We start from the raw sequence: 26,138 nt of genomic DNA on the forward strand, positions 1-26,138 counted from the left end.
TATGAAACAAATTGTGGTCGTTGGTGGCGGGGGGATGGCCCGCGAAGTCATCGCCTTGATGAATCCGGTGATTCAGAGTGGTCAGGTGAGGATTCGCGGTGTCATTGATGATACATTGCCTTTGGGTGAGGATTTTTTCCCTGGATATCCGTATCCGGTCCTCGGGAATATCGCTACTTTCAAACCGCAGGAAAGCGATTTATTGTTGCTGGCCATCGGCGATCCGGCTGCAAGGCTGAAGCTGGGCCGGGAATTGAGTACACGCGGTTGCCGTTTCTTTAGCTTTATTCATCCAACCGCCATAGTTGCTCCTGATGCGAAGCTGGGGGCCGGAGTCGTCATTTATCCGTATTCACTGGTTTCGGCGAATACCAGACTGGGTGATTTTGTGCTGATTAATGTGCATTCTGGTGCGGGACATGATGTTGTGATTGGTGACGGCAGTGTTATTTGTGCGCACGTTGACTTAACAGGTTTTGTGCAGGTTGGTGAAGCAGTTCTGATCGGGTCTCATGCTTCTGTGCTTCCCAAAGTACGTATCGGAGACTGCGCAAAGATTGGCGCGGGTTCTATTGTTGTACGAAGCGTCAGAGCACATGCAACGGTTTTTGCCCAGCCTGCGCGTACCTTAAAACAGGCAGAAGAATAATGAATCGTTTTTTGCGTGACAGTTACTGGCATTTGCTGTGTCACCGCACTGAGCTTCCGGAAAGTGGTGACTACCTTCGCTTACAGTGGCTGGGTGAAGATGTTGTCGTGGCCAATGATCAGGGAGACCTGATCGTATTTGATAATGTTTGTCCCCATCGTGGAGCGCGTTTCTTTTCGAATGACTCCGGTAATGGACCTGTCAGTTGCCCGTATCACGGCTGGACATTTCGTGGCGGCGAGTTGCATATTCCGTGTCGCCACAAATTTCGTGAGCAAGAGCTTAACGGATTGCATATCGGTTCGCTGAATCTCGCGTGGTGTGGCGATTTTTTGTTTGCTTCGGTGAAGCCGCTTAAGTCACTGGAGAGTCAACTGGCAGGCATGTTTGACAGGCTTGCAGCAATCTCAATGGACATTTACGGACGTCACGACTGGAATGCTTACACTTACAACTGTGACTGGAAAATCGCAATTGAGAATGGCCTTGATTCGCTGCACACACCATTCGTTCATACGAACTCTCTTGGGCGTTTGCACTTGTCTGATCCTGTCAACTATTATGAAGCTGCAAACTCACTTGCATGCTTCGAAATCGCTGACCCACAAATGTTGCGGCGCCTGAAGACTGTCGGAAAACTGTTCCAGCTATCGGAACAGTTTCAAGGTTATATGAGCATGTTCATATTCCCGTTTACGATGCTGACATCAACTTTTGGCTATTCTTATTCGTTGCAGCACTTTTTTCCCGCGAAGGAATCCGGCCAGACCGGGTTTTACAGTCGTTTACTAAAGGGAGTATTGCGCCCAGGCTTGGATGCTGCAGCCTTGCAGCATTTTTTTGACTCAACGGCGCAAGTTAACCGGATGGTATTTGAGGAAGATCACGCTGTTTGCCGTCAGATAGATTTTTCCCGCTACGACTGGCGTGACTTATCCCGATTGTCTGAGGATGAAGAAAAAATCGCCCATTTCCGTCGCAGTTTGCAAGCTATAGCGCCGAATTGAGGCAACTGATTAAGGCGCAGGTTTCCGGATGTACGGGAACTGCGCTTGCATTTCGGTAGTTTTGGCAAACTGGACGGGTAGTGTGTTTCGCTGCCCCGGAAGACGAACATGCAGCGAGCCCCCCGCAGGATTCTCCAGCCAAATATCCAATACTTCGAGAGCATTTTCAGGTGATTCTGCCTGTATGCAGTTAATCAGAAGTTCAGTATCCCTATCGTCCAGCAGGCACAGTTTGTTCTCACCGGTAAGGTAAAAACGTTGTTGTTCATCGATCAGAACGGCTGATATCGAGGTGAGTGCCGCACCGGTATGCAGACGAATCCCTTCAGGAGTCAGGCTGCAAATCCACGGGCACACTTCCAGTTCTACGAATACACGCTGTGGACCGTTCTGAAAGTACCAGTTTCCCGCCTCATCAGACTGGTAATTACGTCCGATAAAGGCCTGCAATGCCGGGTTACGGATAATGTCTCCGGCGCCGCCCGTTCTCTGACATGCCTCATCCCGCATTCGCCACTGTCCACGGGCATCTAGTGCCAGCCAGCCGTAACAGTCAGGTACGTCCGGCCATTTCAGCATGGCAGCTTTGACGATGTCATCCATGTCAGGACTCCAGAAAAGACAGAATTTTTTGTGGCAGCCAGTCCAGATTACCCGGGAGGAATCCAGTGCCGAATCCGACGTGTCCTCCATGATCCGGATATTCCAGTGTGACGGAATCAGAGCATGCTGCCGGTAAATGGATGCCGGGGAGAAACGGATCATTGCGGGCGTTTAACACAAGCGTCCGCACACGTATATCTGGCAGGATGTGGCAGGCACTGGCACGATGCCAGTAATCGTCGGTATTTTTATAGCCATGCAACGGCGCAGTAACGACGTTGTCGAATTCGTAAAGATTGCGTGCGCTCAGCATTCGGTCGCGGGGGAATAATTCCGGATACTGGTGAAGTTTCTTCAGACATTTTGGCTTCAGTGTATTCAGAAACATCCGGGTATAAATCCGGTTTAATCCTCGCGACAATGCAGCGCCGCCTGCGCTGAGATTCAACGGAGCTGAGACTGCGCAGGCCGCATCAATGTAGCTCGCTTCGCTGCCAGATTCACCCAGATAACGCAGTAAAGCGTTGCCGCCAAGTGAAACACCGCAGACAAAAAAACGCCGGTGCTGTTCTGCAGGAAACTGTGTACGTAACTTCTGCAATATCCAGCCAACTTCCTGAGAGTCCCCGGAATGATAAAAGCGCGGCGCAAGATTCAGCTCACCGGAGCACCCCCGGAAATGCGGGATAACACCGTGCCAGCCCAGCGACTGCACCTGCGCCATCAATGCACGGGCGTAATGACTGTTACTCGAACCTTCAAGGCCGTGAAATAAAATCAGTACAGGCTTGCCAGCCTGCCCATCGACAAAATCCAGATCGATAAAATCCTGATCCGGTGTTTGCCAGCGTTCTCTGCGGAAAGCAACAGCGGGGCGGGGACTGAGCAGGGCTGGAAGAATGGTCTGCAGATGTCCGCCGGGCATCCAGAACGGTGATCGGTACTCAGACATCAGTGCAAAACGCTTGCTTTGAATAAATCGAGCGGAGCTTTACCTGCGGCCACAGAAGCATGGTGCATGGCGATGCGCCAGCCGTGCGGGGTTTTGACAAACACATTCGTTGCAATGATGTGGATGTCAGGTAAGTCGTCATTCTGACGGGAAACATGCTCAACCACACTGTGTATTGAGCTCATCAGTTGCTGCACTGAGTGAAGCTGCGTGGCTTGTATGCTGACCGTGCCGCGTTCAAAAATTGCCTCGTAGGATGCGCGGATCGCAGTATGGCCGATCAGGCGTGGTGCGCCGGGATGTATGCAGACGATCTCTTCGTCATCAGCCCACAGCGCCATCAGGGCGTCAATGTCCGCTTTGCTGATGGCTTCATAAAAAGCGGCTTCGGCCTCGTCGGGCGTACTGTTGAGTTGCTTTTTATCCGGCATGATCGGCATTCGGAGATCAGTGGCCTTTGATAACGGTGCCCGGCGCAAGCTGATACTGTGTGCCGCAGTAAGGGCAGGTCGCTTTGCCACCGTGAGACATATCCAGGAAAACTTTCGGGTGTGATGACCAGAGCGGCATGTTCGGATTAGGGCAATATGCCGGCAGATCTTCTGCTTTGAGCTCGACTGGCGCCTGTGCGTTATTGGTGGTCATAAAAAACTCCGCATTGTTAGATTGAAACAATAAACCGCGATTTTAGCGGATTTGACTGTTTCCCGGCAGTATCCGGCAAGGAAAAGCGAATCTGGGTACAATATGTGCTGTTTTCCGCATGGCAAAAACGGCGACCACCCCGGACGCCCGCAGAACAACTGGACTTCCAGAAGCCCCTGTGCAGTTTGCCGCATTTTCCGTAAAAAACAGGCTCCAGACAGGTTTCCGGTCTGTCCTACTCCTCTATGTCGTTTCAAACTGAAAAAGAAGCAGTGCAGCATGCACTGAAAGCCGGTGCTCCCACCTTGTTCGGGATCGGAGCCTGGGGATTGGTTGTTGGCGTTGCCATGATCAAGGCAGGGCTGTCCGTCCCGCAGGCGCTGGGTATGACTTTGCTGGTTTTTGCCGGATCAGCACAACTTGCGTCCTTGCCCTTGATCGCCGCGCACGCACCGCTCTGGGTAATTTTTGCCACAGCGCTCGTGGTGAATTTAAGGTTTGTCATTTTTTCGGCAATTCTCGCCCCGCACTTCGCGCATTTGCCGTTACGGACACGGGCATGGCTGGGCTTTCTGACCGGCGACGTTTCCGTTAGTTTGTTTGTTCAGCAATATCCTGAACTGGAGAACGGGAAATACAAATTATCGTATCTGAAAGCCCTTGTTTTTCCCAACTGGACTGCCTGGCAGATTGGTTCTGTTGCGGGAATTCTTGCAGGCAGTCAGGTGCCGGAAAACTGGGGACTGGGATTCGCCGGAACGCTGGCAATCTTGTGTGTCATGTTGCCGCTGATGATTGGACGTATCGCTGCCGCCGGTGTTCTGGTCGCAGGCGTTGTGAGTCTGACCTTACATGCATTGCCTTACAAGCTGGGTTTATTGTGTGCGGTGTTAGCGGGTGTGGTGGTTGCAATGATGCTGGAAAAAAAGGGAGCGAACCGTGAGTGATCTTGAAATATGGAGCGCCATCATTCTGCTGACTCTCGCGACTTTTATTGCGCGCAGCGGCTTCTGGCTCGCGGGTGCACGCGTACGCTTGCCGGAAACTTTGCAAGGAGCACTGCGTTATGCTCCGGCTTGCGCGCTGGCAGCGATTATTTTTCCCGATCTGATTCTTGTGCAGGGTCAGCCCGAGCTAAGTTTGCATAATCCCCGTTTGCTGGCGGGGATAGTTGCGGCAGTTTTTTTTCAGTGGCGAAAGAATATGCTGCAGACCATTCTGTTCGGTATGCTGGTATTCACAGTGCTGCGCTTGCTGATGCAGGCTGGTGTGCTTCCGCACTGAGAAAGACGGTTTTTTCCTGCTGCTGAGTTGTCGCTGCACAGGAAAGTGGTATCTGCATAAGAAACCCTTGGGGCGGCAGCGTTTGCTTTGGTAAAATATCGCGCTATTAACCTCCTGGGTATATTGAAATATTGCTCACCCTTGCAGGTCGCAGATTTTACTAACTTATCAATAGACAACGATGCAATTCAATCGACTCAGCGACCTGGTCGCAGCTAATCAGCTTCAGGGTAAACGTGTTTTCATTCGTGCAGATCTGAATGTTCCTCAGGATGACGCCGGCAATATCACCGAAGATACCCGTATCCGTGCTTCTGTTCCTGCGATTCAGCAAGCACTGAAAGCTGGCGCTGCGGTGATGGTGACTTCACACCTCGGACGTCCGACTGAAGGTGAATTTAAAGCAGAGGATTCTCTGGCACCGGTTGCTGTACGTCTTGCTGAGTTACTGGGTGCACCGGTTGAGTTGCGCCAGAACTGGCTGGAGGGTGTTGATGTTGCGCCTGGTCAGGTTGTATTGCTGGAAAACTGCCGCGTCAACAAAGGTGAAAAAAAGAATGACGACGCGCTGGCGCAGAAAATGGCGGCGCTGTGTGACGTGTATGTGAACGACGCTTTCGGTACCGCGCATCGCGCAGAAGCGACAACCCACGGCATCGCAAAATTCGCAAAAATCGCTTGTGCGGGTCCGTTGCTGGCAGCGGAGCTGGATGCTCTCGGAAAAGCACTGGGACAACCGGCACGCCCTCTGGTTGCGATTGTTGCCGGTTCCAAAGTATCCACAAAACTGACGATCCTGAAATCCCTGGCAGACAAAGTCGATCATCTGATCGTTGGTGGCGGCATTGCAAATACATTTATGCTGGCATCCGGCCTGAAAATCGGTAAATCCCTGGCTGAAGCGGATCTGGTCAGCGACGCAAAGGCGATTATCGATATGATGGCAAGCCGTGGTGCGGTCGTTCCGATTCCTGAAGATGTTGTCTGTGCGAAAGAATTTTCCCCGACCGCGACGGCAACCGTGAAGGCAGTGGCAGACGTTGCAGAAGACGACATGATTCTTGATATCGGTCCTGTGACCGCTGCAAAACTGGCGGAGCAACTGAAAAAAGCCGGCACGATCGTCTGGAACGGCCCGGTTGGTGTATTTGAATTCGATCAGTTCGCTAACGGCACAAAAACACTGGCAGCAGCAATTGCTGAGTCGCCTGCATTCTCGATCGCCGGTGGTGGTGATACGCTCGCTGCAATCGCAAAATATAAGATCGCTGAACAAGTCGGATACATTTCCACCGGTGGCGGCGCCTTCCTGGAGTTCCTGGAAGGCAAAACCTTGCCTGCAGTTGAAGTCCTTTTGCAACGCGCAGCGCAGTAATTTTCATCGTACTTAAACCATAACAACAGGAGACCCGATGTCACGCGCCACAAAAATTGTTGCAACGATAGGTCCGGCATCCAGTGATCCGGAAATCGTTAAACGAATGATCATGGCAGGCGTTAGCGTAGTACGTCTGAATTTTTCCCATGGAAAAGCACAGGATCATATTGATCGTGCAACGATGGTTCGTCAGACAGCAACGGAATGTGGTCGTGAGATCGCCATCATGGCGGATCTGCAGGGTCCTAAAATCCGGATCGGAAAGTTTGAAAATTCGCGCATTCAGCTTGCTAACGGTGATAAGTTTGTACTCGATGCAGACTGTCAGCTTGGCAATCAGGAGCGCGTTGGTCTGGATTACAAAGCATTGCCGCGTGACGTAAAAGCCGGTGATGTCTTGTTACTCAATGATGGCCTGATTGTTATGGTGGTTGAAGAGGTCAAAGGTAACGAGATACATACTGTTGTAAAAATTGGCGGTGAATTGTCGAACAATAAAGGCATCAATCGCCAGGGTGGTGGCCTGTCGGCGCCTGCGCTGACAGCCAAAGACATGGAAGACATCAAAACAGCGATGTCGTTTCAGGCGGATTATGTTGCCGTATCGTTCCCGAAAAATGCGACTGATATGGAAATGGCACGTCAACTGGCGAATATTGCCGGCGAGCCATATAACCATCGCCCGATGATGATTGCAAAGATTGAGCGCGCCGAAGCAATTCCGGTGTTGCAGGATATCCTGAATGCGTCTGATGGCATTATGGTGGCACGCGGTGATCTGGCTGTTGAAGTTGGTGTTGCCGCTGTTCCGGCATTGCAAAAACGTATGATCAGCATGGCGCGTGCGTCCAACAAAGTCGCCATCACTGCAACGCAGATGATGGAGTCGATGATCGTTAATGCTGTGCCTACGCGCGCGGAAGTTTCAGATGTTGCAAACGCTGTACTGGATGGAACGGACGCCGTGATGACCTCTGCCGAAACAGCGTCCGGCAAATATCCTGTCGAGACAGTAGAGGCCATGGCGGCAATCTGTCTGGAAGCTGAAAAATTTCAGGAGTCCCGGCTGGATGCGGATTTCATGAATCAGACGTTTACCCGCATTGACCAGTCGATTGCTTATGGAGCACTGTTTACGGCGCATCATCTGCGCGTAAAAGCGATCGTCGCACTGACAGAGTCCGGCTCAACAGCCCTGTGGATGAGTCGCCATGATATTAACGTTCCCTTATTCGCGCTGACCCCGAGCAATGCGACACGACGTAAAGCGGCACTGTACCGCAACGTGACAACTTTCGATTTGCCGCAATCCACGGATCGTGATTTCGTTTTGCGTGAAGCAGAAAGTGTTTTGCTGGCGAAAGGCGTGGTAGTGCGTGGCGATATGATCGTGATGACCTGGGGCGAGCCGATGGGCCAAATTGGCGGCACTAATGCACTGAAGATCGTCAGAGTTGGTGAGTAAGCCGTTACCCGTGAGTTTTCCGGGTGCTGAAGTTGCTGATTGCTGAAAAAGTTTTTATTTTTTATTTTATATTTGGAGTTATATATGCCACTCGTTTCCATGCGCCAGTTGCTGGACCATGCTGCTGAAAATGGTTATGGTTTGCCAGCGTTTAACGTCAACAACCTGGAACAGGTTACAGCCATTATGGAAGCAGCCGATGAAGTCGGCGCTCCAGTCATCATGCAGGCATCCGCTGGTGCACGTAAATATGCTGGCGAAGCATTCCTGCGTCACCTGATTGAGGCTGCGGTCGAGGCATATCCTCATATTCCTGTGGTGATGCACCAGGATCACGGTCAGTCTCCTGCAGTTTGTATGGCTGCGATCAAATCCGGCTTCACATCTGTCATGATGGACGGCTCTCTGATGGAAGACGGTAAATCTGTCGCCAGCTATGAATACAACGTTGAAGTTTCCCGTAAAGTCGTTGAGTTTTCTCACGCAATCGGCGTGACAGTAGAAGCAGAGCTCGGCGTTCTTGGTTCGCTGGAAACGATGATGGGTGATAAAGAAGATGGTCACGGTGCAGAAGGTAAAATGACCCGTGAACAATTGCTGACGGACGTCAATCAGGCCGCTGACTTTGTGAAAGCAACTCAGTGTGATGCGCTGGCGATTGCTATCGGTACTTCCCACGGTGCTTACAAATTCTCCCGTAAGCCAACCGGCGATATTCTGGCGATCGACCGCATTAAAGAAATCCATGCACGTATTCCGAATACGCATCTGGTCATGCACGGTTCCTCTTCCGTTCCACAAGAGCTGCTGGAAGAAATTCGCCAGTTCGGTGGTGACATGAAAGAAACCTATGGTGTACCGGTTGAAGAAATCGTGACTGGTATTAAGCACGGTGTGCGTAAAATCAATATTGATACCGATATTCGTCTGGCAATGACCGGTGCAATCCGCCGCTTCATGTTCGAAAATCCGGGCAAGTTTGATCCGCGTGAATACATGAAACCTGCACGTGCAGCAGCGAAAGAAGTTTGTAAAGCACGCTATCTGTCCTTTGGTTGCGAAGGTCAGGCTTACAAGATCAAACCGGTTTCGCTGGAAAAAGTCGCAGAACAGTACAAAAAAGGTTTGTTGTCACAGATCGTGAACTAATCAGCAAAAACAGCACAGGGCGCGTCATGCGCCCTGTGTGCTTATGATGCCGACATTTGCAGTAATAAATTGATATTTTTATGACTACCCTGATTCAATCCTCTTTGCATTCCCTGCCGTTGCTGGGCCGTGGAAAAGTTCGTGATAACTACGCGGTTGGCGATGATAAATTACTCATCGTTACCAGTGACCGCCTGTCTGCGTTTGATGTCATCATGTCAGAGCCAATTCCTGATAAAGGTAAGGTGCTGAACCAGATGGCTAATTTCTGGTTCACCAGACTGGCACACATTGTTCCGAATCACACAACTGGTATGGCACCGGAATCTGTTGTGTCAGCAGACGAAGCAGAGCAAGTCAAAGGACGTGGTGTAGTAGTGAAGCGCCTGAAACCGATTATGGTGGAAGCGGTTGTGCGCGGTTACATCATTGGTTCCGGCTGGAAGGACTATCAGGAAACTGGTGCTGTTTGCGGAATTACCTTGCCACAAGGTTTGAAGCAGGCTGAAAAACTGCCGGAGCCAATCTTTACGCCTGCTGCCAAAGCAGATGTCGGCGAACACGATGAGAACATCAGTTTTGCGGATATGGAAAGCCGTATTGGTAAGGAACTCGCGGAAAAAATTCGTGAAATCTCGATCCGTTTGTACAAAGAAGCATCTGAATATGCTGCAACACGCGGCATCATCATCGCGGATACTAAGTTTGAATTCGGTCTGGATGATCAGGGTGTATTGCATCTGATGGACGAAGCGCTGACTGCGGATTCTTCCCGGTTCTGGCCAGCGGATTCTTACGCAGTGGGTATTTCTCCGCCATCGTTTGACAAGCAATTCGTTCGTGACTATCTGGAAACAATTACGGAGTGGAACAAAACGGCACCTGCTCCTGCACTGCCGGATGAAGTCGTGCAAAAAACTGCAGCGAAATATCGCGAGGCACTGGAGCGCCTGACTGGTGAAACTCTGAAGGATGCACAATGAATTCGAGCACACCGGTTGTAGGCGTAGTCATGGGCTCATCTTCGGATTGGGACGTGATGCAGAATGCGGTCAGCGTTCTGAAAGAGTTTGGTATCCCGTTTGAGGCTCAAGTAGTTTCTGCGCACCGTATGCCGGATGAAATGTTTGATTACGCGGAAACAGCGCGCAGCCGTGGTATCCGTGCGATTATCGCCGGTGCGGGCGGTGCGGCGCATTTGCCTGGCATGATAGCTGCGAAAACGATTGTTCCGGTATTTGGTGTTCCTGTGCCTTCACGCTATCTGCGCGGAGAGGATTCATTGTTATCCATCGTGCAAATGCCAAAGGGTATTCCTGTCGCAACATTTGCAATTGGTGAGGCTGGAGCAGCAAATGCTGCGTTATCAGCAATTGCGATGCTGGCAACGACCGATGAAACTCTGGCAGAAAAGCTGGAAGCATTCCGTGTAAAGCAGACACAGGCTGCACGTGACATGACGTTACCTGTTTAATTTTCAGAAGAGCAGGTAACACCGAAAGCCGGACTTGCTCCGGCTTTCTGGTTTCCGCTATCAGAAAAATAGACTATGGTGTAATTCCGCGAATTAGCGAAAGTTTGACAAATTATGACGATAGAAAAACAGGTATTGCCACGCAAGCCGCTGTTGCCGAACCAGCCCGGAGCATGGCTGGGCATGATGGGTGGCGGTCAGCTCGGGCGTATGTTTACCCAGGCGGCAAATGCCATGGGTTATCAGGTTGCGGTGCTTGAACCTGAACAAGGGTGTCCTGCGGCACAAATTGCGCAGCATCATGTCAGTGCGGCCTACACCAGTAAGGATGGATTGCGCGAGCTGGTCAAATATGCGCGGCATTTTACGACTGAATTTGAAAATGTACCGGCTGAAAGCCTGAAGTTATTGGGCTATGAAGGCCCCGTAGCACCTTCCGCAGCATGCGTTTCGGTTGCTCAGGATCGTCTGGCTGAGAAGCACTTTTTCACCCGTTGCGGCACAAACACCGGTGTTTATCCGGCACCGCACTGGGGCATTTCCAATGCCAAGGATATTGCAGCGGTAAAAGATGAGTTACTGCCAGGTATTCTGAAAACTGTCCGGATGGGTTACGACGGTAAAGGGCAGATTCGTGTGAATACACGCGAAGAGTTATCTGCAGCGTTTGATACGTTAAAGCATCAGACCTGCGTACTCGAGAAAATGCTCCCGCTGGCTTACGAAGTTTCGGTGCTGGTTGCACGCGGAGTCGACGGTGAGTCTGTTGTGTATCCGATCGCGGAAAATATGCATCGCGATGGTATTTTGTTTGTCACGCTGGCACCAAGCCCGAATGTGACTGCTGATGTTGCGAAGAAAGCGCAGGAAGCAGCGCTGCATATCATCAGTGAGCTCGGTTATGTCGGTGTTCTGTGTATCGAATTTTTCGTCCTGAAAGATGGTTCACTCGTCGTGAACGAGATGGCTCCACGTCCGCATAACAGTGGTCACTATACAATTGACGCTTGCGTCACCAGCCAGTTTGAACAGCAGGTTCGTGCTACGGCACAATTGCCGCTGGGCAGTACGGCACAGCATATGCCGGCAGTGATGCTGAATATTCTTGGTGATATCTGGTTCCGTCTTTCGGATACCGAGCCTGTCGATCCTCCGTGGGATCAGATACTCGCTTTGCCGGGGGCAAAATTGCATCTGTACGGTAAGGCAGAGGCGCGCCACGGACGTAAAATGGGACATATTACGTTTGTTGCACCTGAGCTTGCACAGGCACAAAAACATCTGGTTGAAGCATGCAGAATTCTGGGTATTCAGGAGCCGGAGTGGGTATGAGGGCAGCAGACTGTACACCATGTAATCTTGCAGAGGCTTCAGAAGCGCTGGAATCAGGTTTGCTGGTCGCATTTCCGACGGAAACTGTGTACGGCCTCGGCGCTGATGCTGAAAATCCGGCAGCAGTTGCCCGTATCTACGAAGCAAAGGGGCGTCCTTCAGATCATCCGGTGATCGTGCATCTTGCTCCGGGTGCTGATCTGTCTTACTGGGCGAAAGATATTCCTGAAGCTGCGCATTTGCTTGTCAAAGCATTCTGGCCGGGTCCGCTGACATTAATACTGAAACGTGCAGACCACATTCCCGATGCCGTGTCCGGCGGACAGGATACGGTAGGCTTACGTTGCCCTTCGCATCCGGTTGCACAGGAGCTGCTGAAAAGCTTTAAAGCCGGACGCGGCGGCATTGCTGCACCATCAGCAAATAAATTCGGACGAGTCAGCCCGACAAAAGCAGAGCATGTGATTGAAGAGTTTGAGCAGGAACTCGGTCCGGGCGGGCTGATAGCCAGCGTACTGGATGGTGGACAGAGCGATGTGGGTATTGAATCTACTATCATCGACCTGAGCCGGTTGGCAACACACGGACCAGTGTTACTGCGTCCTGGCCATATTTCAGTAGATCAACTGAGTGCAGTGCTCGGTGTTGTTCCGGCAACGCCGGATGCCGCTGCGCCGCGTGCGTCAGGTACGCTGGAGTCGCATTATGCACCGCGTACTCCAGTTATTCTGGTCAATCCTGATGAGCTGGATCAGGTTGTAGCGGTATTGGAAAATAAGGGTAAAACGATCGCGCTGATGAGTTGCCAGTCGCATCCTGAATTGCAGGCAAAAGCCTGGACGCAATTGCCAACCGATCCGGCAGGCTATGCGTTCGGATTGTATGCGGGTTTGCGTGAGCTCGATCAGGTTGCGGCTGATTTGATTCTGGTTGAGCAATTACCGTCTGATCCGGCATGGCAGGGTGTGAATGACCGCTTGCGTCGTGCTGCTTTTGATTCCAGGCATGTACTCGGAGAGTGGCTTTCGTGATGGTGTGCTGACGAAAGCCATTCCGTCCATTTGCAGTATTATTTATAGACGATCTTCATCAGTAGGATGAAGATCGTCAGAAATAGTGTGATTACATTGGCAATGATGACGGGCCAGGCCGAAAGCATGATGCCGTAAGTCAGCCACAGAATAACTCCGGTGATCAGAATCACATACATACTCAGAGAAACGCCTTCTGCCCGTTTGTTTTTCCAGGTCATCAGGGCTTGCGGTATAAATGCGCTGGTGGTCAGTGTGGCGGCGATGTAGCCGACCAGATCGCTGTTCAGCCAGTTCATTGCTGGCCTGCCTGAATAAACTGACCGGAGTGATATACCATGGCGTTTTTCGGGTCTGCGAAACAGTGGGTAACTTCACCGACAAAAATAACGTGATCGCCCTCCGGGTACTGGCTGCGGTTTTGACACTCAAACCAGGCTGAAACACCGTCCAGCACCGGTAAGCCGTTTGGTGACAGACTGAAGCTGATGCCTTCAAACCGGTTTTCACGTTTGCTGGCAAATTGCTGGGCAATCCATTCTTGTCCTGCCGACAGCACATTAATCGCATAGTGACTGCACGATGCAAACACCGGCATGCTGTTTGCACGGCTGCCGAGACTCCAGAGTACCAGCGGCGGGGCCAGTGAAACGGAGTTAAACGAACTTGCGGTCAGTCCGATGTAATGTTCATCAGCGATGCGTGCGGTAATCACCGTGACGCCGGTAGCAAACTGCGACAAAGCTTTGCGGAAATAACTTTCGTCAAACGGACTGAGTTCGGTAAGTATGTGTTTGTTTTGCATCATGAAATAGCGTTTTTTTCGCCATTATCCCAGAAAATACCCGCGAATTTGATCCGTGGATTGGAAATCTGTTTGCCGTGCAGCTCTGTGTTAAACTTGCTGCCTTTCATCTGGCGGTTTTAAGTAATTGATTCTTCACATATTTTTTGTTTGACAGGGGCAGGGATGCATATGTTTCGCAAGTTATGCCAATTGGTCATATTTCTGTTGTTTGCACAAATGCAATCGCTGAGCTTTGCGCAGGTCGCCGCAGACAGGCAGTTTCCGCAAGGTACACAGCGCGGCAAGCTGGACATGTCTGCTTACCCGGACGTAAGGCTGAATGGCAAAGCCGTCTACCTCGCTCCGTCCTGCAGAATCTTTAATGCAGAGAATATGTTTGTCGTACCTGCTTCGCTGGATGAGAAAGAAATTATCGTCAATTACACGCTGAATGTTATGGGTGATGTTGACCGTATCTGGATACTGACACGCTCGGAAATCGGCAAGCAATTGCCGGTGGAGCAAGTATTTCAGCCCGTGCCGTATAAGAATACCGAAATTAAATAATTAAGTAGTCAGTCAGAGAAATGCAAAAGAAAGTCTTTATTAAAACATTTGGTTGCCAGATGAATGAGTATGACTCAGACAAAATGGCAGATGTTCTGAATATATCCGAAGGTCTGGTGAAAACCGACACGCCGGAAGATGCCGACGTGATCCTGCTGAATACCTGCAGTGTGCGCGAAAAAGCGTCGGAAAAAGTATTCTCTGATCTCGGACGTATCCGTGAGCTGAAGCGTAAAAATCCGGATTTGCTGATCGGGGTTGGTGGTTGTGTCGCTTCACAGGAAGGTGAAGCCATTATCAAACGTGCGCCGTATGTGGACGTGGTATTCGGCCCGCAAACCCTGCATCGCTTGCCAAAGCTGATGGACGCGCGTCGTACTACCGGCCGTCCGCAAGTGGATATCAGTTTCCCTGAAATTGAAAAGTTTGATCATTTGCCACCGGCAAAAGTAGAAGGTGCAACTGCCTACGTTTCGATTATGGAAGGCTGTAGCAAATACTGCAGTTATTGCGTAGTACCATACACTCGCGGTGAAGAAGTCTCACGTAAGTTTGAAGACGTACTCGCAGAAGTTGCAGGACTGGCCGAGCAGGGCGTCAAAGAGATTACCCTGCTGGGACAGAATGTAAATGCGTATCGCGGACAAATGGCGGATGGCGAAATCGCCGACTTTGCGTTGCTGATTGAATACATCGCAGAGTTTCCGCAGATTGAGCGTATCCGTTTTGTAACCAGCCATCCGAAAGAATTTACCCAGCGTCTGATCGATTGCTACGCCAAAGTACCTAAGCTGGTCAGCCATTTATATCTGCCGGCGCAGCATGGTTCAGACCGTATTCTGTCTGCGATGAAGCGTGGCTATACGGCGATTGAATACAAATCGGTAATCCGTAAGCTGCGTCAGATTCGTCCTGATGTTCTGGTCTCGTCAGATTTTATCGTGGGCTTCCCGGGCGAAACCGATGAAGATTTCCGTGCCCTGATGAAACTGGTCGAAGATGTCGGTTTCGACAACAGCTACAGCTTTATTTTCAGTCCGCGCCCCGGCACACCTGCGGCAAATCTGACTGACGATACAGAGCCGGAAATCAAACTGCGCCGCTTACAAACCCTGCAGGCAGCGATCGATGAAAACACCCGCAAATACAGTCAGCAAATGCTGGGAACCGTACAGCGAATTCTGGTTGATGGTCCGTCGGCACGTAATCCTGCTGAATTGCAGGGACGTACGGAAAATAACCGCGTAGTCAATTTTGTCGGCCCTGAATCGCTGATCGGACAGTTCGCGCACACCAGAATTACCGAGGTTTATAACTACTCGCTGCGTGGCGAACTGATTGAGGAAACCTCCGCATCATGATCAAAACGCCGGTTCCTGTGCTGCACTTTGTCCCGCAACCGCTGGACAATAATCGCTTGGCAAACCTGTGCGGCCCGCTGGATGAAAATTTGCGTCAGATTTCAGCAGCGCTGGATGTGACTATTTTTCGCCGCGGTGAAAAATTCATTATCAGCGGACATCAGTGCGCGCGTGCACTGGAGTTACTCGAACAGTTTTACGCAGTCGCGAAGAAACCGGTATCGGTCGATGAAGTACAGCTGGCACTGGTTGAGCAGCGTGCGCACCAGGGGGTATCAGCAGGTGCTGCTAATGAAATTCCGGGTGCTGCGCCCGTTGTTGCAGAGGTAGATGAAGTCGCTGCGGATGATTCTGATTCTGCTGAAAGCCCGCTGCTGAAAACACGGCGCAGTGATTTACGTGGCAGAACCCCGCATCAGATTAAGTACCTGCGCGCCATTATTGAGCATGATGTGACCTTCGGTCTGGGACCTGCTGGAACCGGTAAAACGTATCTGGCAGTTGCCTGTGCTGTAGATGCGCTGGAACGGGATCAGGTCAAGCGCATTATTCTGACGCGCCCGGCGGTGGAAGCTGGCGAGCGGCTGGGTTTCCTGCCCGGTGATTTATCGCAAAAAGTCGATCCGTATCTGCGCCCTTTATACGATGCGCTGTACGACTTACTTGGTTTCGATAAGACACAGAAACTGTTCGAGAAACAGGTAATCGAAATTGCGCCGCTCGCATACATGCGTGGTCGCACACTGAATCATGCATTCATTATTCTGGATGAGGCGCAGAACACCACGCCGGAACAAATGAAAATGTTCCTGACACGGATTGGTTTCGGCAGTAAAGCAGTGGTAACAGGTGATGCAACGCAGGTCGATTTGCCGCGCGGACAACGCAGTGGTTTGACCGATGCGGTGCAGGTGCTGAAAGATGTGCGCGGTATTGCATTCTCCCGTTTCACCAGCGCTGACGTGGTGCGTCATCCCCTGGTTGGCCGTATCGTGGATGCTTACGAGCAAAGCGCCAGACTGAATGAAAACACGGAACCGGCAAAAAGCCTGATCAGTAAACGATTTGAGCAATTACATCATGGCAGAAAATAAAGCAGTCAAACCAAAACTCAGCCTGTCGGTACAGTATGCGGATACACGCTTGCAGGATCAGCTGACACGTCCGCTGATTCGCAAAACTGTTCAGGCTGCATTGTTATTTCCGGCAGAAATTACGCTGCGGATTGTCGATGCGGAAGAAGGTCAGCAGTTGAATCACGAATATCGTGGCAAAGACTACGCGACCAACGTGCTGACTTTCGCCTATACCGAAGACGAAGAAGCGGAAGTCACGCAGGCCGACATTATTCTGTGTACCGATGTGCTGTTACGCGAAGCCGCCGAGCAAAATAAAACGGTGATTGCCCATGCGCAGCATCTGATTGTGCACGGTGTTCTGCACGCGCAGGGTTACGATCATCTGGATGATGACGAGGCCGATGAAATGGAAGCGCTGGAAGCGGAAATGCTGGCTACGCTGGGTGTAGCAAATCCTTATCTGGAACAGTGAGGCCAGATTTGCTGAACCGGCAACGCGGCAGGCGGGTGCGAGTCAGAGACCGTGAAATCATGGTCTTCGGGCTTGAACACCCTATCTGGCAGGATGTGTATTACTACGCGCTGACCTCCAGCTGGCCAGCTTTTTTTGTTGTTGTCGGTATCGTATTTCTGATTTTTAATCTGGTCTTCGCCACGCTCTATGTGCTGGGCGCTGCGCCGATTGCCAATATGGCGCCGGATAACTTTCTCGGTGCTTTCTTTTTCAGTGTCGAAACACTGGCGACAGTGGGTTACGGGGATATGCATCCTCAGACCATGTATGCCCACGTTGTTGCCACCATCGAGATTTTTGTCGGAATGGCCAGCGTTGCGCTGGCAACCGGTGTGGTGTTTGCACGTTTTTCCCGCCCTCGCTCCAGTGTTATTTTCGCGCGCCATCCCGTTTGCTATCAGGCTAAAAACCGCCGGTTGCTGATGATCCGTCTGGCAAATGCGAGGCTGAATGTGATTTCGCAAGCCAACGCCAGTCTGTATCTGATGTTGAATGAAAAGACGGAGGACATGGGCTTATTCCGGCGGATTTATGATCTGAAGCTGGAGCGCTCGGTGCATCCGGATTTCATGCTGGGCTGGACGCTGATCCATGTACTCGATGACGATAGTCCGCTGGCACGCCTGAGTCCTGAAGCACTGGAAAGTGCCGGTGCTGCACTGATCGTGACTATTAATGGCCTGGATGATGCCACCGCTTTGGTGCAGCATGCGCGTCACCATTATCCGGTGACGGATATCAAATGGGGTTACCGGTATAAGGACATCATGTCTGGTCTGATGCACACACCGCATTTGCATTACAAACATTTTCATGAAGTGGAACTGGTGGAACCCGTTGCGGAGAAGCATTCTGCGATGACACCCTGATGACATCAGGGCACTGACTGCCGGATTTGTTGTCAGTCAGAACACCGGCTGGTGGCGGTTTGGGATTCTGTCTGATTTGTTGTATCCTGTAGGATTCCAACTACGGCTTTAAAGCCCGCTATGCAAGAGCACTCGCGCAGGGTCAGACCGGCTGACCTTAAACCTCCGCGGACATTGTTTGAAAAACTGACCGCACTGATCTCTCCGGAACCGGAAAACCGGGCAGAACTCCTTGAAATCCTGACTGAAGCACAAGAACGCAATCTGATCGATGCCGATGCACTGGCAATGATCGAAGGCGTATTTCAGGTATCCGATTTATGCGCTCGCGACATCATGGTGCCGCTTGCACAGATGGATGTGATTGATATTTCACGTCCGATTGAAGAATGGATGCATCAGGTCCTCGATACCGCACATTCCCGCTTTCCTGCGATTGATGATGATCCGGACAAGATCGTCGGCGTGCTGCTGGCCAAAGATTTGCTGCGCTATTACGCCGGTGAAACGTTTGAGCTGAAATCAATGCTGCGTCCTGTCACCTATATTCCCGAATCCAAACGCCTGAACGTGTTGCTGCGTGATTTCCGCGCAAACCGCAATCATATGGCGATGGTGGTGGATGAATACGGTGCCGTTGCTGGCCTGATCACCATCGAAGACGTACTCGAACAAATTGTCGGTGATATTGATGATGAGTACGATTCAGAGGAAGAAGATCACGTCATTGCGCTGGATTACAAAGGTAATGCCAAGCGCTGGCGCGTGAAAGGCACAACCACGCTGGCGCAATTCTACGAAGAAACCGGCGAGCTGTTAAAAGAAGCCAGCGACCGTACGCTGGGTGAGTTTGTCGTCTCACATCTCGGTGAAATTCCGCACAAAGGCGATGAATTTGACTGGGAAGATTTGCATATCGAAGTACTGCGGGCCGATGCTACCGAAGTGCAGCTTTTGCAAATTGAGCAGATTATCCCTGAAGAGCGTGACAGTGAAGACTGAGCTGGGTATAGGGCAAAAACTCCAGCAACTCTCGCTTCCGAAAACACTGCTGCTGGCGCTGGCAGCCGGTAGCAGCGCTGTGTTTTCTTTCGCGCCGTTTTACGTCTGGCCGGTACAGGTCGTCAGTATGGCAATACTGTTTGCACAGTTGCTGAGCATGACGGAAAGCACGGAAAAGAAACGCCCGTTTCTGACCGGTGCGGCATTCGGTTTCGGCTGGATGCTGTGCACAATCGCCTGGCTGGTGATTGCGATGTCGCGTTACGGCGGCATGCCCGTGGTGCTGGCGGTGCTGGCGCTGGTGGTATTGTGTGCTTTCCTTGCTTTGTATGCCGGTCTGGCTGCATTACTGATTCATCAGCTGCGTCTGCGGTTTCGTATCCCGCTTGCACCCGCGCTGCTATTACTGACACCGCCTGTCTGGATGTTGTCCGAATGGTTGCGCGGCTGGTTGCTGACCGGTTTCCCGTGGGCGATTTCCGGTTATGCACACAGTCAGAGTGTATTTGCAGGCTTCGCACCGGTCGCCGGTGTGTACGGACTGAGTCTGATCGCGGCATTTGCCGCCGCGGTGCTGGCGCTGTTCCTGATCGGTGATGCACCTGCGCGCTGTCGTCAGGGCGCGGTAGCTGCCTTGTGTGTCTTGTCGCTGTCGGGCAGTGCTTTGCGCCATCAGCACTGGACGCAGGCCAGCGGGCAACCGTTGCAAGTACGTTTATTGCAGGGCAATGTGGATCAGACGATTAAGTTTGATCAGCAGCATGTGAATGATTCACTGGCGTTGTATCACCAGATGGCGACCGCCAAAGCAACAGATCTGGTTGCCATGCCTGAAACGGCGCTGCCGGTATTGTCATCGATGCTGCCGCCGGATTATCTGTCTTCGGTGCGCCAGTTTTCTGAACGCAGCGGAACCGCCGTATTGCTGGGGCTGGGCATGCACGACGGCCCGCAAAAATATGCAAACAGTCTGATCGGCTACGGTCCCGCCATTGCAGCGAACAGCTATTACCGTTACGACAAACATCATTTACTGCCGTTTGGTGAGTTTGTGCCTGCCGGATTCGGCTGGTTCGTCAGGATGATGCAAATTCCTATCGGTGACTTTACCGGTGCCGGTGAATTGCAGATGGCGATGCCGGTCAAAGAGCAGTGGGTGATGCCGAATATTTGCTATGAAAGTCTGTTCGGTGAGGAAATCGCTCACCAGATTCGCCATCAGATACAAACCGGCGCTCCCGCCGCGACCATTCTTCTGAATGCTTCCAATCTGGCATGGTACGGCGATTCGATTGCGATGCCCCAGCATTTGCAGTTTGCACAGATGCGGGTACTGGAAACCGGCCGCCCGATGATCAGCACCACCAATACCGGTGCAACGGTCGCGATTAATGCGGACGGCAAAGTCTATGCGCAACTACCTTACCTGACGCAGGGCGTGCTGGAAACCAGCGTGCAGGGCTACAGCGGCGCCACGCCGTATATCCGTTTCGGTAATCTGATTGCGCTGATGGTCAGCGTGCTGATGCTGGCAGCGGCGATTCTGCGCTTCAGAAATCAGGGCATTTCAGTCTGAGATCTGGTTTCACAACGCAGTCCTTCGTAGTAACAGAAAAAGCCACACCAGTTTCCGGTGTGGCTTTTTGCTTTTCGTACTGGATGTACGCAGCCAAAGCTGCTGTCCGTCAGCATCCAATGCGAGGCGTAAAAGCCCATGCTTGTGCAGATATCCGCATCTGCCATTTTCGGAGAGCCAGACTTTCTGCCGACGACCGCCGGGGTGCTGTGCCAAAGTCCGCATTTGAGGCAAAAAAGGGCAGTTTTCGGCGTTTGCGGGCATCCCGCTGGCAGTGCAGCGGTGATTCACAGGCAGTGCCAATGACTTATCCGGCGCATATGTGCTGAGCTGCTTGCAGTGAGGGTGATACGGGAGAGGGGAGGGCGATGCAGAGGTGGTGCAGGCGGGACGAGCCCGCCGTGCGGGTCAGACCATGCCGGCGTCGGTCAGGATTTCCAGTGCCTTGTCGGTCACTTTCCAGTTGTTTTCTTCATCGCGGCAGATCATGGATTTGCGCGACAAATAATCGCGGATTTCCGGTGTCAGTTGTACCGGCTTGCCATCTCTGAGGTCTTTCAGTGCGGTCAGGCACAAATCGGCAAAAATTGCCTGTTCGCCCTGTGCAGTCAGTTCGGCGCTGCCGTCGCGGCGGAAGATGATCAGCTTCTGGGCTGCCAGTTTCTTATACTGGATGTGCATGCCGCTGGGCGCTTTGGCTTTGCGGCCTGCGGCGTAGATGCGGCGGAGTATCCGGAACTCGTCCTGATTCAGTTTGAAATTCATAAGTGGTGGGTGAGTGAAGCTGTATTGCGGAGGACGGAGCATATCACATGCAGCGAGTGAATCCTCGCTTTCTGCTGTTCAGTTGATGCTGCGCACCGGTACGACCGGCCGACTGGTATTCATCGGTTTGGTAGTTAAACTACATAAGGTAGTTGAGTTACATTTGTGCATCGAAATGAGGCTTGGTGCTGAAAAAGTGTGCGTAAAAAAGACGACACTGCACAATAAACGTACATATTTATGTAGTTTTTTGTAGTTGAGGTTTGACTGAGAATCTAGTTTTAGTACAAAATTCTTCTTGGGACGCAGGGGTCTTGCAGTTCTGAACAGGTAGATATGTAGCTTTAGTAGCAGTCAAACAAGATCGAGGGGACAGCAATGAAACAAACTACAGAAGGTGTGATGTGCGGTGCTGCACATCAGCAGAAAGTGTTTCGACTCAATCCGGTAGCGATGGGTTGCGCAATTCTGATGATGACAACATCTGCAGCCGCATTTGCACAGGAAGCGAAAGAAACAAAAGAAACGAATACCGTGGTCGTGACCGGTATCCGTAAGGGTATTGAAGACGCGATCAGCGCGAAAAAGAATGCCAACGCCATCGTTGAAACTATTTCTGCAGAAGATATCGGCAAACTGCCGGATACCAGTATTGCAGAATCGATTGCACGTCTGCCGGGTTTGTCCGCGCAGCGCGTGAATGGTCAGGCGCAACAAATCAGTATCCGTGGTACTTCCGGCGATCTGTCTACTGTGACGCTGAACGGCCGTGAACAAGCCAGTACCAGCGCAAGCCGTGTTGTGGAATACGATCAGTATCCGTCTGAGCTGATCAGCAATGTGACTGTGTACAAAACAGGTGATTCTTCTCTGGTCGGACAAGGTTTGTCCGGTACAGTAGATCTGCAAACCGTGAAGCCGCTGGCGTTTCCGGGTCGTACCATCGCTGTGAATGTACGCGGCGAACGTAACTCTTACGGCAGCGAAAGCGTTGGTGCGCCAGGTACAGGTAATCGCATCAGTGCATCGTATATTGATCAGTTTGCTGACCGCACCGTCGGTGTGGCACTGGGTTTCGCCCACAGCGACAAACCGAACGTGAATAATTTCTTTGAAACCTGGAACTGGGTTGAAGGTAACAAAGGCGTGCCAGCGGGCGTGAAAGCACCGCAGGGTATCAAAGCGCTGGCAATCACCGGTAATTCTCAGCGTGATGGTCTGATTGGTGTGGTGGAATGGAAACCAGCCAAAAACTTCACATCGACCGTTGATGCTTATTATTCCAAACTGAAACAGGATGAAGTACGCCGCGGCTTTGAAGTGCCGTTTGAATCGTGGTCTGACGCGAACTTCACCAATCTGACGATTGCGAACGGTATGGCACTGGCAGGCACGGTTAACGCCAGCCCTGTGATCCGTAATAACTGGTTCACTAAAGAAAGCGAAATCACTGCAATCGGCTGGAACAATAAATACAAGCTGGATGCATGGACGCTGGCCGCAGATCTGAGCCACTCCAAAGCAAAAATCCGCGAACGTCTGGTGGAAATTAACTCCAGCCGTGGCGCAATGGATATCGGCTTTAACTACCTGAACGGTAATCCGATTCCGACCTTCACATTTGCGAACAGTCTGGCGGATGCTTCCGCGATCAAAATTGGCGGTAAGTTCGGTGACGGTTATGTGAACCAGCCTTCGCTGGATGACAAACTGAATGCGATTCGCCTGAGCGCAGTGCGTGAATTTTCTGACGGCATGTTCTCCAGTCTGGAATTCGGCGTGAACTACGCGAAACGCGATAAAACCAAAGAACATCTGGAAACCGGTTTCGATAAAAAAGGCGATGGTTCTTTCTCTCCAACGGTCATTTACGGTACACAGAGTCTGTCGTTTATCAATATGCCGGGTACGCTGGCATGGGATATCCCTGGCGTTCTGGCTGCGAACTTTGGCCCGTTCACACCGGTGTTGCTGAACCCTTGGGGTGCAACGAAGAACTGGACACTGACTGAAAAAGTCACTACCGGTTATTCTAAACTGAATATTGATACGAATGTGTCCGGCGTACCTGTGACAGGTAATGTTGGTCTGCAAGTGATCCGTACCGATCAGTCTTCCACATCGAATGCCTTGCTGGCATGGCCAATCGCTGCACTGGTACCGGTCACAGACGGCAAGGTGTACACCGATGTCTTGCCGAGCGTGAATCTGGCAGCCACGCTGTCGAACGAACAAATCGTTCGTCTGGGCTTCGGTAAATCGCTGGCACGTGCCAAGCTGGATGAACTGAATGCAGCACGTGAAGTTGGCTTGTCTAACGGTAAAACCGGTACACCAAGTGGTAACGGCGGCAATGCGCAGCTCGATCCGTGGCGTGCAGATTATGTCGATCTGTCTTACGAAAAATACTTCGGTAAAAAGGCTTACGTTGCAGCGGCGATTTTCCACAAGCAACTGAAATCTTATATCTATCGTCAGACCACACCATACGATTTCTCATCGATGGCAATTCCGGGCGCAACAACCAATACAGGTACATTCACTCAGCCAGTCAATGGTCAGGGTGGTAAGTTGCAGGGTCTGGAACTGGCGGCATCGCTGCCACTGGATCTGGCAACACCGGTACTCAGTGGCTTTGGTGTGACCGCGAATCTGGCGCTGACCAACAGCTCGATCGCGATTAAAGACCAGCGCTTCGGCAGCATGAATGTGCCGTTGCCGGGTCTGTCGAAAAATGTACTGAATATAACCGCCTACTATGAAAAAGACGGTTTCTCTGCGCGTATCAGCCAGCGTCGCCGTTCTGACTTCGTGGGTGAAATCGGTGGTCCGGGTGGACAAAACGAACTGACCTTCGTGAAATCTGACCGCGTCGTCGACATGCAACTGGGTTACGACTTTAACTCTGGCTGGGCAAAAGGGATGTCCGTGCTGTTCCAGGTAAATAACCTGACTGACACTGCATTCCAGACTTACTCCGGTTCTCCTGATCGTCCACGTGGCTATCAGCAATACGGACGTCAGATGTTTGTTGGCCTGAACTACAAAATGTAATTCACTCCAGTGTGTCCTTTGACCCTTCTCTGACCCAGTCTGAGGAGGGTTTTTTGTTGGCATGCAGCAGAAACAATGGCTGCCGGAACAGCAAACAGCAGGTATTCTGATGTTGTCCGGCAGACCTCAGTCGTGCAGACTGACACCACAAAAAGACCGCATGGCGGTGATCGCTGCCTGGCAGTTTGCGAAACAGGCGGGAATCCTTGGAGACGGTAGAGATGCAAAATTCAATTCAGAAACCAAAACTGACGTTCTGGCAGTTATGGAATATGAGCTTTGGTTTTTTCGGCATTCAGTTTGGTTTTGCTTTGCAAAATGCGAACACCAGCCGGATTTTTTCGACGCTGGGCGCCAGCCCGGATGATTTGCCACTGTTCTGGCTGGCGGCACCGGTTACCGGTTTGCTGGTGCAGCCGGTGATTGGCTATCTCAGCGACCATACCTGGCATCCGCGCTGGGGACGCCGTCGTCCGTTTTTCTTTATCGGTGCTTTACTGGCCAGCATCGCGATGTTCCTGATGCCGAACGCTTCTGCCGTCTGGATGGCGGTACTGGTGTTATGGATGATGGATGCCGCGATTAATGTGTCGATGGAACCTTTCCGTGCTTTCGTCGGCGATAAGCTGGACAGTTCGCAGCAAACAGCCGGTTATGCCATGCAGACATTTTTCATCGGCTGCGGCGCGGTGATTGCTTCGTTACTGCCGGAATTTTTTACCAATGTCATGTACGTCAGTAATGTACCGGTGAACGGTGGCATTCCCGACAGTGTGCGCTTTGCGTTTTACACCGGCGGCGCTATTTATTTTTCTGCAGTGATGTGGACAGTGCTGACTTCTCAGGAAGCGCCACCAGCTGATATGCAGGCATTTGAACGTAATCGTCAGCAGGCCGGGTCGGTGTCGCACGCAGTAAAAGAAATCGTTGCAGGCTTACTCAGTATGCCAAAGCTGATGCGTCAGCTGGCGGTGGTACAGTTTTTTACCTGGATCGCATTGTTTGCGATGTGGATTTATACAACGACAGCGATCGCGGATCATTTATTTCACGTAACTGACGCTGGCTCACAAAGCTTTCAGGATGCTGCAAACCGCGTTGGTAACATGTTCGCTGTGTATAACGGTGTTTCTGCAATTGCTGCATTCCTGTTGCCATTGCTCGCGAAGTTTATCGCTAAGCGTCTGGTTCATGCATTGTGTCTGATGGCAGGTGGACTTGGCCTGATGAGTTTATATCTGATTGGCGCAGCAGATTTTCTGTGGGTACCAATGGTAGCGGTCGGTCTGGCTTGGGCCAGCATTCTGACCATGCCTTACGCTATGCTGGCATCGGTTCTGCCTGCAGACCGTATGGGTTATTACATGGGCGTGTTTAACTTCTTCATCGTCATTCCGCAAATCCTGAGCGGTTTGCTGCTGGGCTGGGTGACCAGACACTGGTTTGCCGGACAAACGATTAAAACGCTGGTGCTTGGCGGCGGCTGCATGCTGATTGCTGGTCTGATCAGTGCGCTGATCACGGAGCCGGAACAAAACTGAACCAGCTTGTGTAATGCGGTGATCTGCGGATCACCGTTTCTTTTTGGATGATGC

General features: G+C 51.6%; 27 protein-coding genes. 20 read left to right on the forward strand and 7 right to left on the reverse strand.

Annotated elements, in window-relative coordinates:
- Position 1 precedes the first annotated feature (1 nt).
- Positions 2 to 649 (forward strand): acetyltransferase, encoded by a 648-nt coding sequence (locus tag KDM89_RS03355; protein WP_212686498.1) that lies wholly within the window; start codon positions 2 to 4, stop codon positions 647 to 649.
- A complete protein-coding gene (locus tag KDM89_RS03360) occupies positions 649 to 1,656 on the forward strand; it encodes an aromatic ring-hydroxylating oxygenase subunit alpha (protein WP_212686499.1) in 1,008 nt (335 codons plus the stop codon). The genes KDM89_RS03355 and KDM89_RS03360 overlap by 1 nt, the downstream gene beginning before the upstream one ends.
- A 9-nt stretch (positions 1,657 to 1,665) precedes the next feature.
- On the opposite strand, the gene KDM89_RS03365 is transcribed toward KDM89_RS03360, so the two are convergent.
- From KDM89_RS03365 to KDM89_RS03380, 4 genes are read right to left on the reverse strand one after another with little or no spacing between them, the layout of a single operon-like run.
- On the reverse strand, positions 1,666 to 2,349 hold the full coding sequence (locus KDM89_RS03365) for a DUF2946 family protein (RefSeq protein ID WP_329604609.1): 684 nt from the start codon (positions 2,347 to 2,349) through the stop codon (positions 1,666 to 1,668).
- On the reverse strand, positions 2,261 to 3,211 hold the full coding sequence (locus KDM89_RS03370) for a YheT family hydrolase (RefSeq protein ID WP_212686501.1): 951 nt from the start codon (positions 3,209 to 3,211) through the stop codon (positions 2,261 to 2,263). Before KDM89_RS03370 ends, KDM89_RS03365 begins: the two co-directional genes overlap by 89 nt.
- Entirely contained in the window at positions 3,211 to 3,651 is a 441-nt protein-coding gene (locus KDM89_RS03375; RefSeq protein ID WP_329604610.1) for a YybH family protein, read from the reverse strand. The genes KDM89_RS03370 and KDM89_RS03375 overlap by 1 nt, the downstream gene beginning before the upstream one ends.
- A gap of 7 nt (positions 3,652 to 3,658) precedes the next feature.
- Entirely contained in the window at positions 3,659 to 3,856 is a 198-nt protein-coding gene (locus tag KDM89_RS03380) for a zinc-finger domain-containing protein (protein WP_212686502.1), read from the reverse strand.
- A 245-nt stretch (positions 3,857 to 4,101) separates the two neighbouring features.
- Here KDM89_RS03380 and KDM89_RS03385 point away from each other — a divergent pair, with 245 nt between their 5' ends.
- The 9 genes from KDM89_RS03385 (at position 4,102) to KDM89_RS03425 (ending at position 12,969) form a co-directional block, all read left to right on the forward strand.
- The gene (locus KDM89_RS03385) at positions 4,102 to 4,803 is read left to right on the forward strand and encodes an AzlC family ABC transporter permease (protein WP_212686503.1); all 702 of its coding nucleotides are present in this window, start codon (positions 4,102 to 4,104) and stop codon (positions 4,801 to 4,803) included.
- Complete coding sequence (locus KDM89_RS03390) at positions 4,796 to 5,140, forward strand: AzlD domain-containing protein (RefSeq protein ID WP_212686504.1); 345 nt, start codon at positions 4,796 to 4,798, stop codon at positions 5,138 to 5,140. Before KDM89_RS03385 ends, KDM89_RS03390 begins: the two co-directional genes overlap by 8 nt.
- A gap of 181 nt (positions 5,141 to 5,321) precedes the next feature.
- Complete coding sequence (locus KDM89_RS03395) at positions 5,322 to 6,515, forward strand: phosphoglycerate kinase (RefSeq protein WP_212686505.1); 1,194 nt, start codon at positions 5,322 to 5,324, stop codon at positions 6,513 to 6,515.
- 37 nt (positions 6,516 to 6,552) lie between these two features.
- Positions 6,553 to 7,983, forward strand: coding sequence for a pyruvate kinase (gene pyk / locus KDM89_RS03400; protein ID WP_212686506.1), 1,431 nt, complete (start codon positions 6,553 to 6,555; stop codon positions 7,981 to 7,983).
- Positions 7,984 to 8,067: 84 nt separating this feature from the next.
- Positions 8,068 to 9,132 (forward strand): class II fructose-bisphosphate aldolase, encoded by a 1,065-nt coding sequence (gene fba, locus KDM89_RS03405; protein WP_212686507.1) that lies wholly within the window; start codon positions 8,068 to 8,070, stop codon positions 9,130 to 9,132.
- Between the two features lie 80 nt (positions 9,133 to 9,212).
- Positions 9,213 to 10,115, forward strand: coding sequence for a phosphoribosylaminoimidazolesuccinocarboxamide synthase (locus KDM89_RS03410; protein WP_212686508.1), 903 nt, complete (start codon positions 9,213 to 9,215; stop codon positions 10,113 to 10,115).
- The gene (gene purE, locus KDM89_RS03415) at positions 10,112 to 10,606 is read left to right on the forward strand and encodes a 5-(carboxyamino)imidazole ribonucleotide mutase (RefSeq protein ID WP_212686509.1); all 495 of its coding nucleotides are present in this window, start codon (positions 10,112 to 10,114) and stop codon (positions 10,604 to 10,606) included. The genes KDM89_RS03410 and purE overlap by 4 nt, the downstream gene beginning before the upstream one ends.
- A 114-nt stretch (positions 10,607 to 10,720) precedes the next feature.
- A complete protein-coding gene (locus KDM89_RS03420) occupies positions 10,721 to 11,938 on the forward strand; it encodes a 5-(carboxyamino)imidazole ribonucleotide synthase (protein ID WP_212686510.1) in 1,218 nt (405 codons plus the stop codon).
- Positions 11,935 to 12,969 carry an L-threonylcarbamoyladenylate synthase gene (locus KDM89_RS03425; RefSeq protein ID WP_212686511.1) on the forward strand — a complete coding sequence of 345 codons (1,035 nt, stop codon included), beginning with the start codon at positions 11,935 to 11,937 and terminating at the stop codon, positions 12,967 to 12,969. Before KDM89_RS03420 ends, KDM89_RS03425 begins: the two co-directional genes overlap by 4 nt.
- A gap of 38 nt (positions 12,970 to 13,007) precedes the next feature.
- On the opposite strand, the gene KDM89_RS03430 is transcribed toward KDM89_RS03425, so the two are convergent.
- Positions 13,008 to 13,268: a SemiSWEET transporter gene (locus KDM89_RS03430; RefSeq protein WP_212686512.1), complete on the reverse strand. Its 261-nt coding sequence runs from the start codon at positions 13,266 to 13,268 to the stop codon at positions 13,008 to 13,010.
- The gene (locus KDM89_RS03435) at positions 13,265 to 13,774 is read right to left on the reverse strand and encodes a flavin reductase family protein (RefSeq protein WP_212686577.1); all 510 of its coding nucleotides are present in this window, start codon (positions 13,772 to 13,774) and stop codon (positions 13,265 to 13,267) included. Before KDM89_RS03435 ends, KDM89_RS03430 begins: the two co-directional genes overlap by 4 nt.
- 171 nt (positions 13,775 to 13,945) lie before the next feature.
- On the opposite strand from KDM89_RS03435, the gene KDM89_RS03440 reads away from it, so the two are divergent.
- The 7 genes from KDM89_RS03440 (at position 13,946) to lnt (ending at position 20,724) form a co-directional block, all read left to right on the forward strand.
- A complete protein-coding gene (locus KDM89_RS03440; RefSeq protein ID WP_212686513.1) occupies positions 13,946 to 14,323 on the forward strand; it encodes a hypothetical protein in 378 nt (125 codons plus the stop codon).
- A 20-nt stretch (positions 14,324 to 14,343) separates the two neighbouring features.
- Positions 14,344 to 15,684: a tRNA (N6-isopentenyl adenosine(37)-C2)-methylthiotransferase MiaB gene (gene miaB, locus KDM89_RS03445; protein WP_212686514.1), complete on the forward strand. Its 1,341-nt coding sequence runs from the start codon at positions 14,344 to 14,346 to the stop codon at positions 15,682 to 15,684.
- A complete protein-coding gene (locus KDM89_RS03450) occupies positions 15,681 to 16,778 on the forward strand; it encodes a PhoH family protein (protein ID WP_212686515.1) in 1,098 nt (365 codons plus the stop codon). The genes miaB and KDM89_RS03450 overlap by 4 nt, the downstream gene beginning before the upstream one ends.
- Positions 16,765 to 17,235, forward strand: coding sequence for an rRNA maturation RNase YbeY (gene ybeY, locus KDM89_RS03455; protein WP_212686516.1), 471 nt, complete (start codon positions 16,765 to 16,767; stop codon positions 17,233 to 17,235). The genes KDM89_RS03450 and ybeY overlap by 14 nt, the downstream gene beginning before the upstream one ends.
- Positions 17,236 to 17,294: 59 nt before the next feature.
- Positions 17,295 to 18,146 (forward strand): ion channel, encoded by an 852-nt coding sequence (locus KDM89_RS03460; protein WP_212686517.1) that lies wholly within the window; start codon positions 17,295 to 17,297, stop codon positions 18,144 to 18,146.
- Between the two features lie 120 nt (positions 18,147 to 18,266).
- Positions 18,267 to 19,148, forward strand: coding sequence for an HlyC/CorC family transporter (locus tag KDM89_RS03465; protein WP_212686518.1), 882 nt, complete (start codon positions 18,267 to 18,269; stop codon positions 19,146 to 19,148).
- Entirely contained in the window at positions 19,132 to 20,724 is a 1,593-nt protein-coding gene (gene lnt / locus KDM89_RS03470) for an apolipoprotein N-acyltransferase (protein ID WP_329604611.1), read from the forward strand. Before KDM89_RS03465 ends, lnt begins: the two co-directional genes overlap by 17 nt.
- Before the next feature lie 408 nt (positions 20,725 to 21,132).
- Here lnt and KDM89_RS03475 read toward each other — a convergent pair whose 3' ends face one another.
- Positions 21,133 to 21,489, reverse strand: a complete 357-nt coding sequence (locus KDM89_RS03475) for a hypothetical protein (RefSeq protein ID WP_212686520.1) — start codon at positions 21,487 to 21,489, stop codon at positions 21,133 to 21,135.
- Positions 21,490 to 21,867: 378 nt separating this feature from the next.
- Between KDM89_RS03475 and KDM89_RS03480 the strand changes: the two genes are divergently transcribed.
- Together KDM89_RS03480 and KDM89_RS03485 are read left to right on the forward strand one after the other, a co-directional pair.
- Complete coding sequence (locus tag KDM89_RS03480; protein ID WP_212686521.1) at positions 21,868 to 24,543, forward strand: TonB-dependent receptor; 2,676 nt, start codon at positions 21,868 to 21,870, stop codon at positions 24,541 to 24,543.
- A gap of 221 nt (positions 24,544 to 24,764) precedes the next feature.
- Positions 24,765 to 26,084, forward strand: coding sequence for an MFS transporter (locus KDM89_RS03485; protein ID WP_212686522.1), 1,320 nt, complete (start codon positions 24,765 to 24,767; stop codon positions 26,082 to 26,084).
- Positions 26,085 to 26,138: the final 54 nt, after the last annotated feature.

Origin of the sequence: Cognatundibacterium luofuense, assembly GCF_018139685.1 — a bacterium.
GTDB classification, from domain to species: domain Bacteria; phylum Pseudomonadota; class Gammaproteobacteria; order Burkholderiales; family Burkholderiaceae_D; genus Undibacterium; species Undibacterium luofuense.

Bases quoted from the DNA above. Each gene is read 5' to 3' on its own strand.
- KDM89_RS03355 (WP_212686498.1), top strand. From the start codon at position 2: ATGAAACAAATTGTGGTCGTTGGTGGCGGGGGGATGGCCCGCGAAGTC.
- KDM89_RS03360 (WP_212686499.1), top strand. From the start codon at position 649: ATGAATCGTTTTTTGCGTGACAGTTACTGGCATTTGCTGTGTCACCGC.
- KDM89_RS03365 (WP_329604609.1), bottom strand. From the start codon at position 2,349: ATGGAGGACACGTCGGATTCGGCACTGGATTCCTCCCGGGTAATCTGG.
- KDM89_RS03370 (WP_212686501.1), bottom strand. From the start codon at position 3,211: ATGTCTGAGTACCGATCACCGTTCTGGATGCCCGGCGGACATCTGCAG.
- KDM89_RS03375 (WP_329604610.1), bottom strand. From the start codon at position 3,651: ATGCCGATCATGCCGGATAAAAAGCAACTCAACAGTACGCCCGACGAG.
- KDM89_RS03380 (WP_212686502.1), bottom strand. From the start codon at position 3,856: ATGACCACCAATAACGCACAGGCGCCAGTCGAGCTCAAAGCAGAAGAT.
- KDM89_RS03385 (WP_212686503.1), top strand. From the start codon at position 4,102: ATGTCGTTTCAAACTGAAAAAGAAGCAGTGCAGCATGCACTGAAAGCC.
- KDM89_RS03395 (WP_212686505.1), top strand. From the start codon at position 5,322: ATGCAATTCAATCGACTCAGCGACCTGGTCGCAGCTAATCAGCTTCAG.
- pyk (WP_212686506.1), top strand. From the start codon at position 6,553: ATGTCACGCGCCACAAAAATTGTTGCAACGATAGGTCCGGCATCCAGT.
- fba (WP_212686507.1), top strand. From the start codon at position 8,068: ATGCCACTCGTTTCCATGCGCCAGTTGCTGGACCATGCTGCTGAAAAT.
- KDM89_RS03410 (WP_212686508.1), top strand. From the start codon at position 9,213: ATGACTACCCTGATTCAATCCTCTTTGCATTCCCTGCCGTTGCTGGGC.
- purE (WP_212686509.1), top strand. From the start codon at position 10,112: ATGAATTCGAGCACACCGGTTGTAGGCGTAGTCATGGGCTCATCTTCG.
- KDM89_RS03420 (WP_212686510.1), top strand. From the start codon at position 10,721: ATGACGATAGAAAAACAGGTATTGCCACGCAAGCCGCTGTTGCCGAAC.
- KDM89_RS03425 (WP_212686511.1), top strand. From the start codon at position 11,935: ATGAGGGCAGCAGACTGTACACCATGTAATCTTGCAGAGGCTTCAGAA.
- KDM89_RS03430 (WP_212686512.1), bottom strand. From the start codon at position 13,268: ATGAACTGGCTGAACAGCGATCTGGTCGGCTACATCGCCGCCACACTG.
- KDM89_RS03435 (WP_212686577.1), bottom strand. From the start codon at position 13,774: ATGCAAAACAAACACATACTTACCGAACTCAGTCCGTTTGACGAAAGT.
- KDM89_RS03440 (WP_212686513.1), top strand. From the start codon at position 13,946: ATGTTTCGCAAGTTATGCCAATTGGTCATATTTCTGTTGTTTGCACAA.
- miaB (WP_212686514.1), top strand. From the start codon at position 14,344: ATGCAAAAGAAAGTCTTTATTAAAACATTTGGTTGCCAGATGAATGAG.
- KDM89_RS03450 (WP_212686515.1), top strand. From the start codon at position 15,681: ATGATCAAAACGCCGGTTCCTGTGCTGCACTTTGTCCCGCAACCGCTG.
- ybeY (WP_212686516.1), top strand. From the start codon at position 16,765: ATGGCAGAAAATAAAGCAGTCAAACCAAAACTCAGCCTGTCGGTACAG.
- KDM89_RS03460 (WP_212686517.1), top strand. From the start codon at position 17,295: ATGGTCTTCGGGCTTGAACACCCTATCTGGCAGGATGTGTATTACTAC.
- KDM89_RS03465 (WP_212686518.1), top strand. From the start codon at position 18,267: ATGCAAGAGCACTCGCGCAGGGTCAGACCGGCTGACCTTAAACCTCCG.
- KDM89_RS03475 (WP_212686520.1), bottom strand. From the start codon at position 21,489: ATGAATTTCAAACTGAATCAGGACGAGTTCCGGATACTCCGCCGCATC.
- KDM89_RS03480 (WP_212686521.1), top strand. From the start codon at position 21,868: ATGAAACAAACTACAGAAGGTGTGATGTGCGGTGCTGCACATCAGCAG.
- KDM89_RS03485 (WP_212686522.1), top strand. From the start codon at position 24,765: ATGCAAAATTCAATTCAGAAACCAAAACTGACGTTCTGGCAGTTATGG.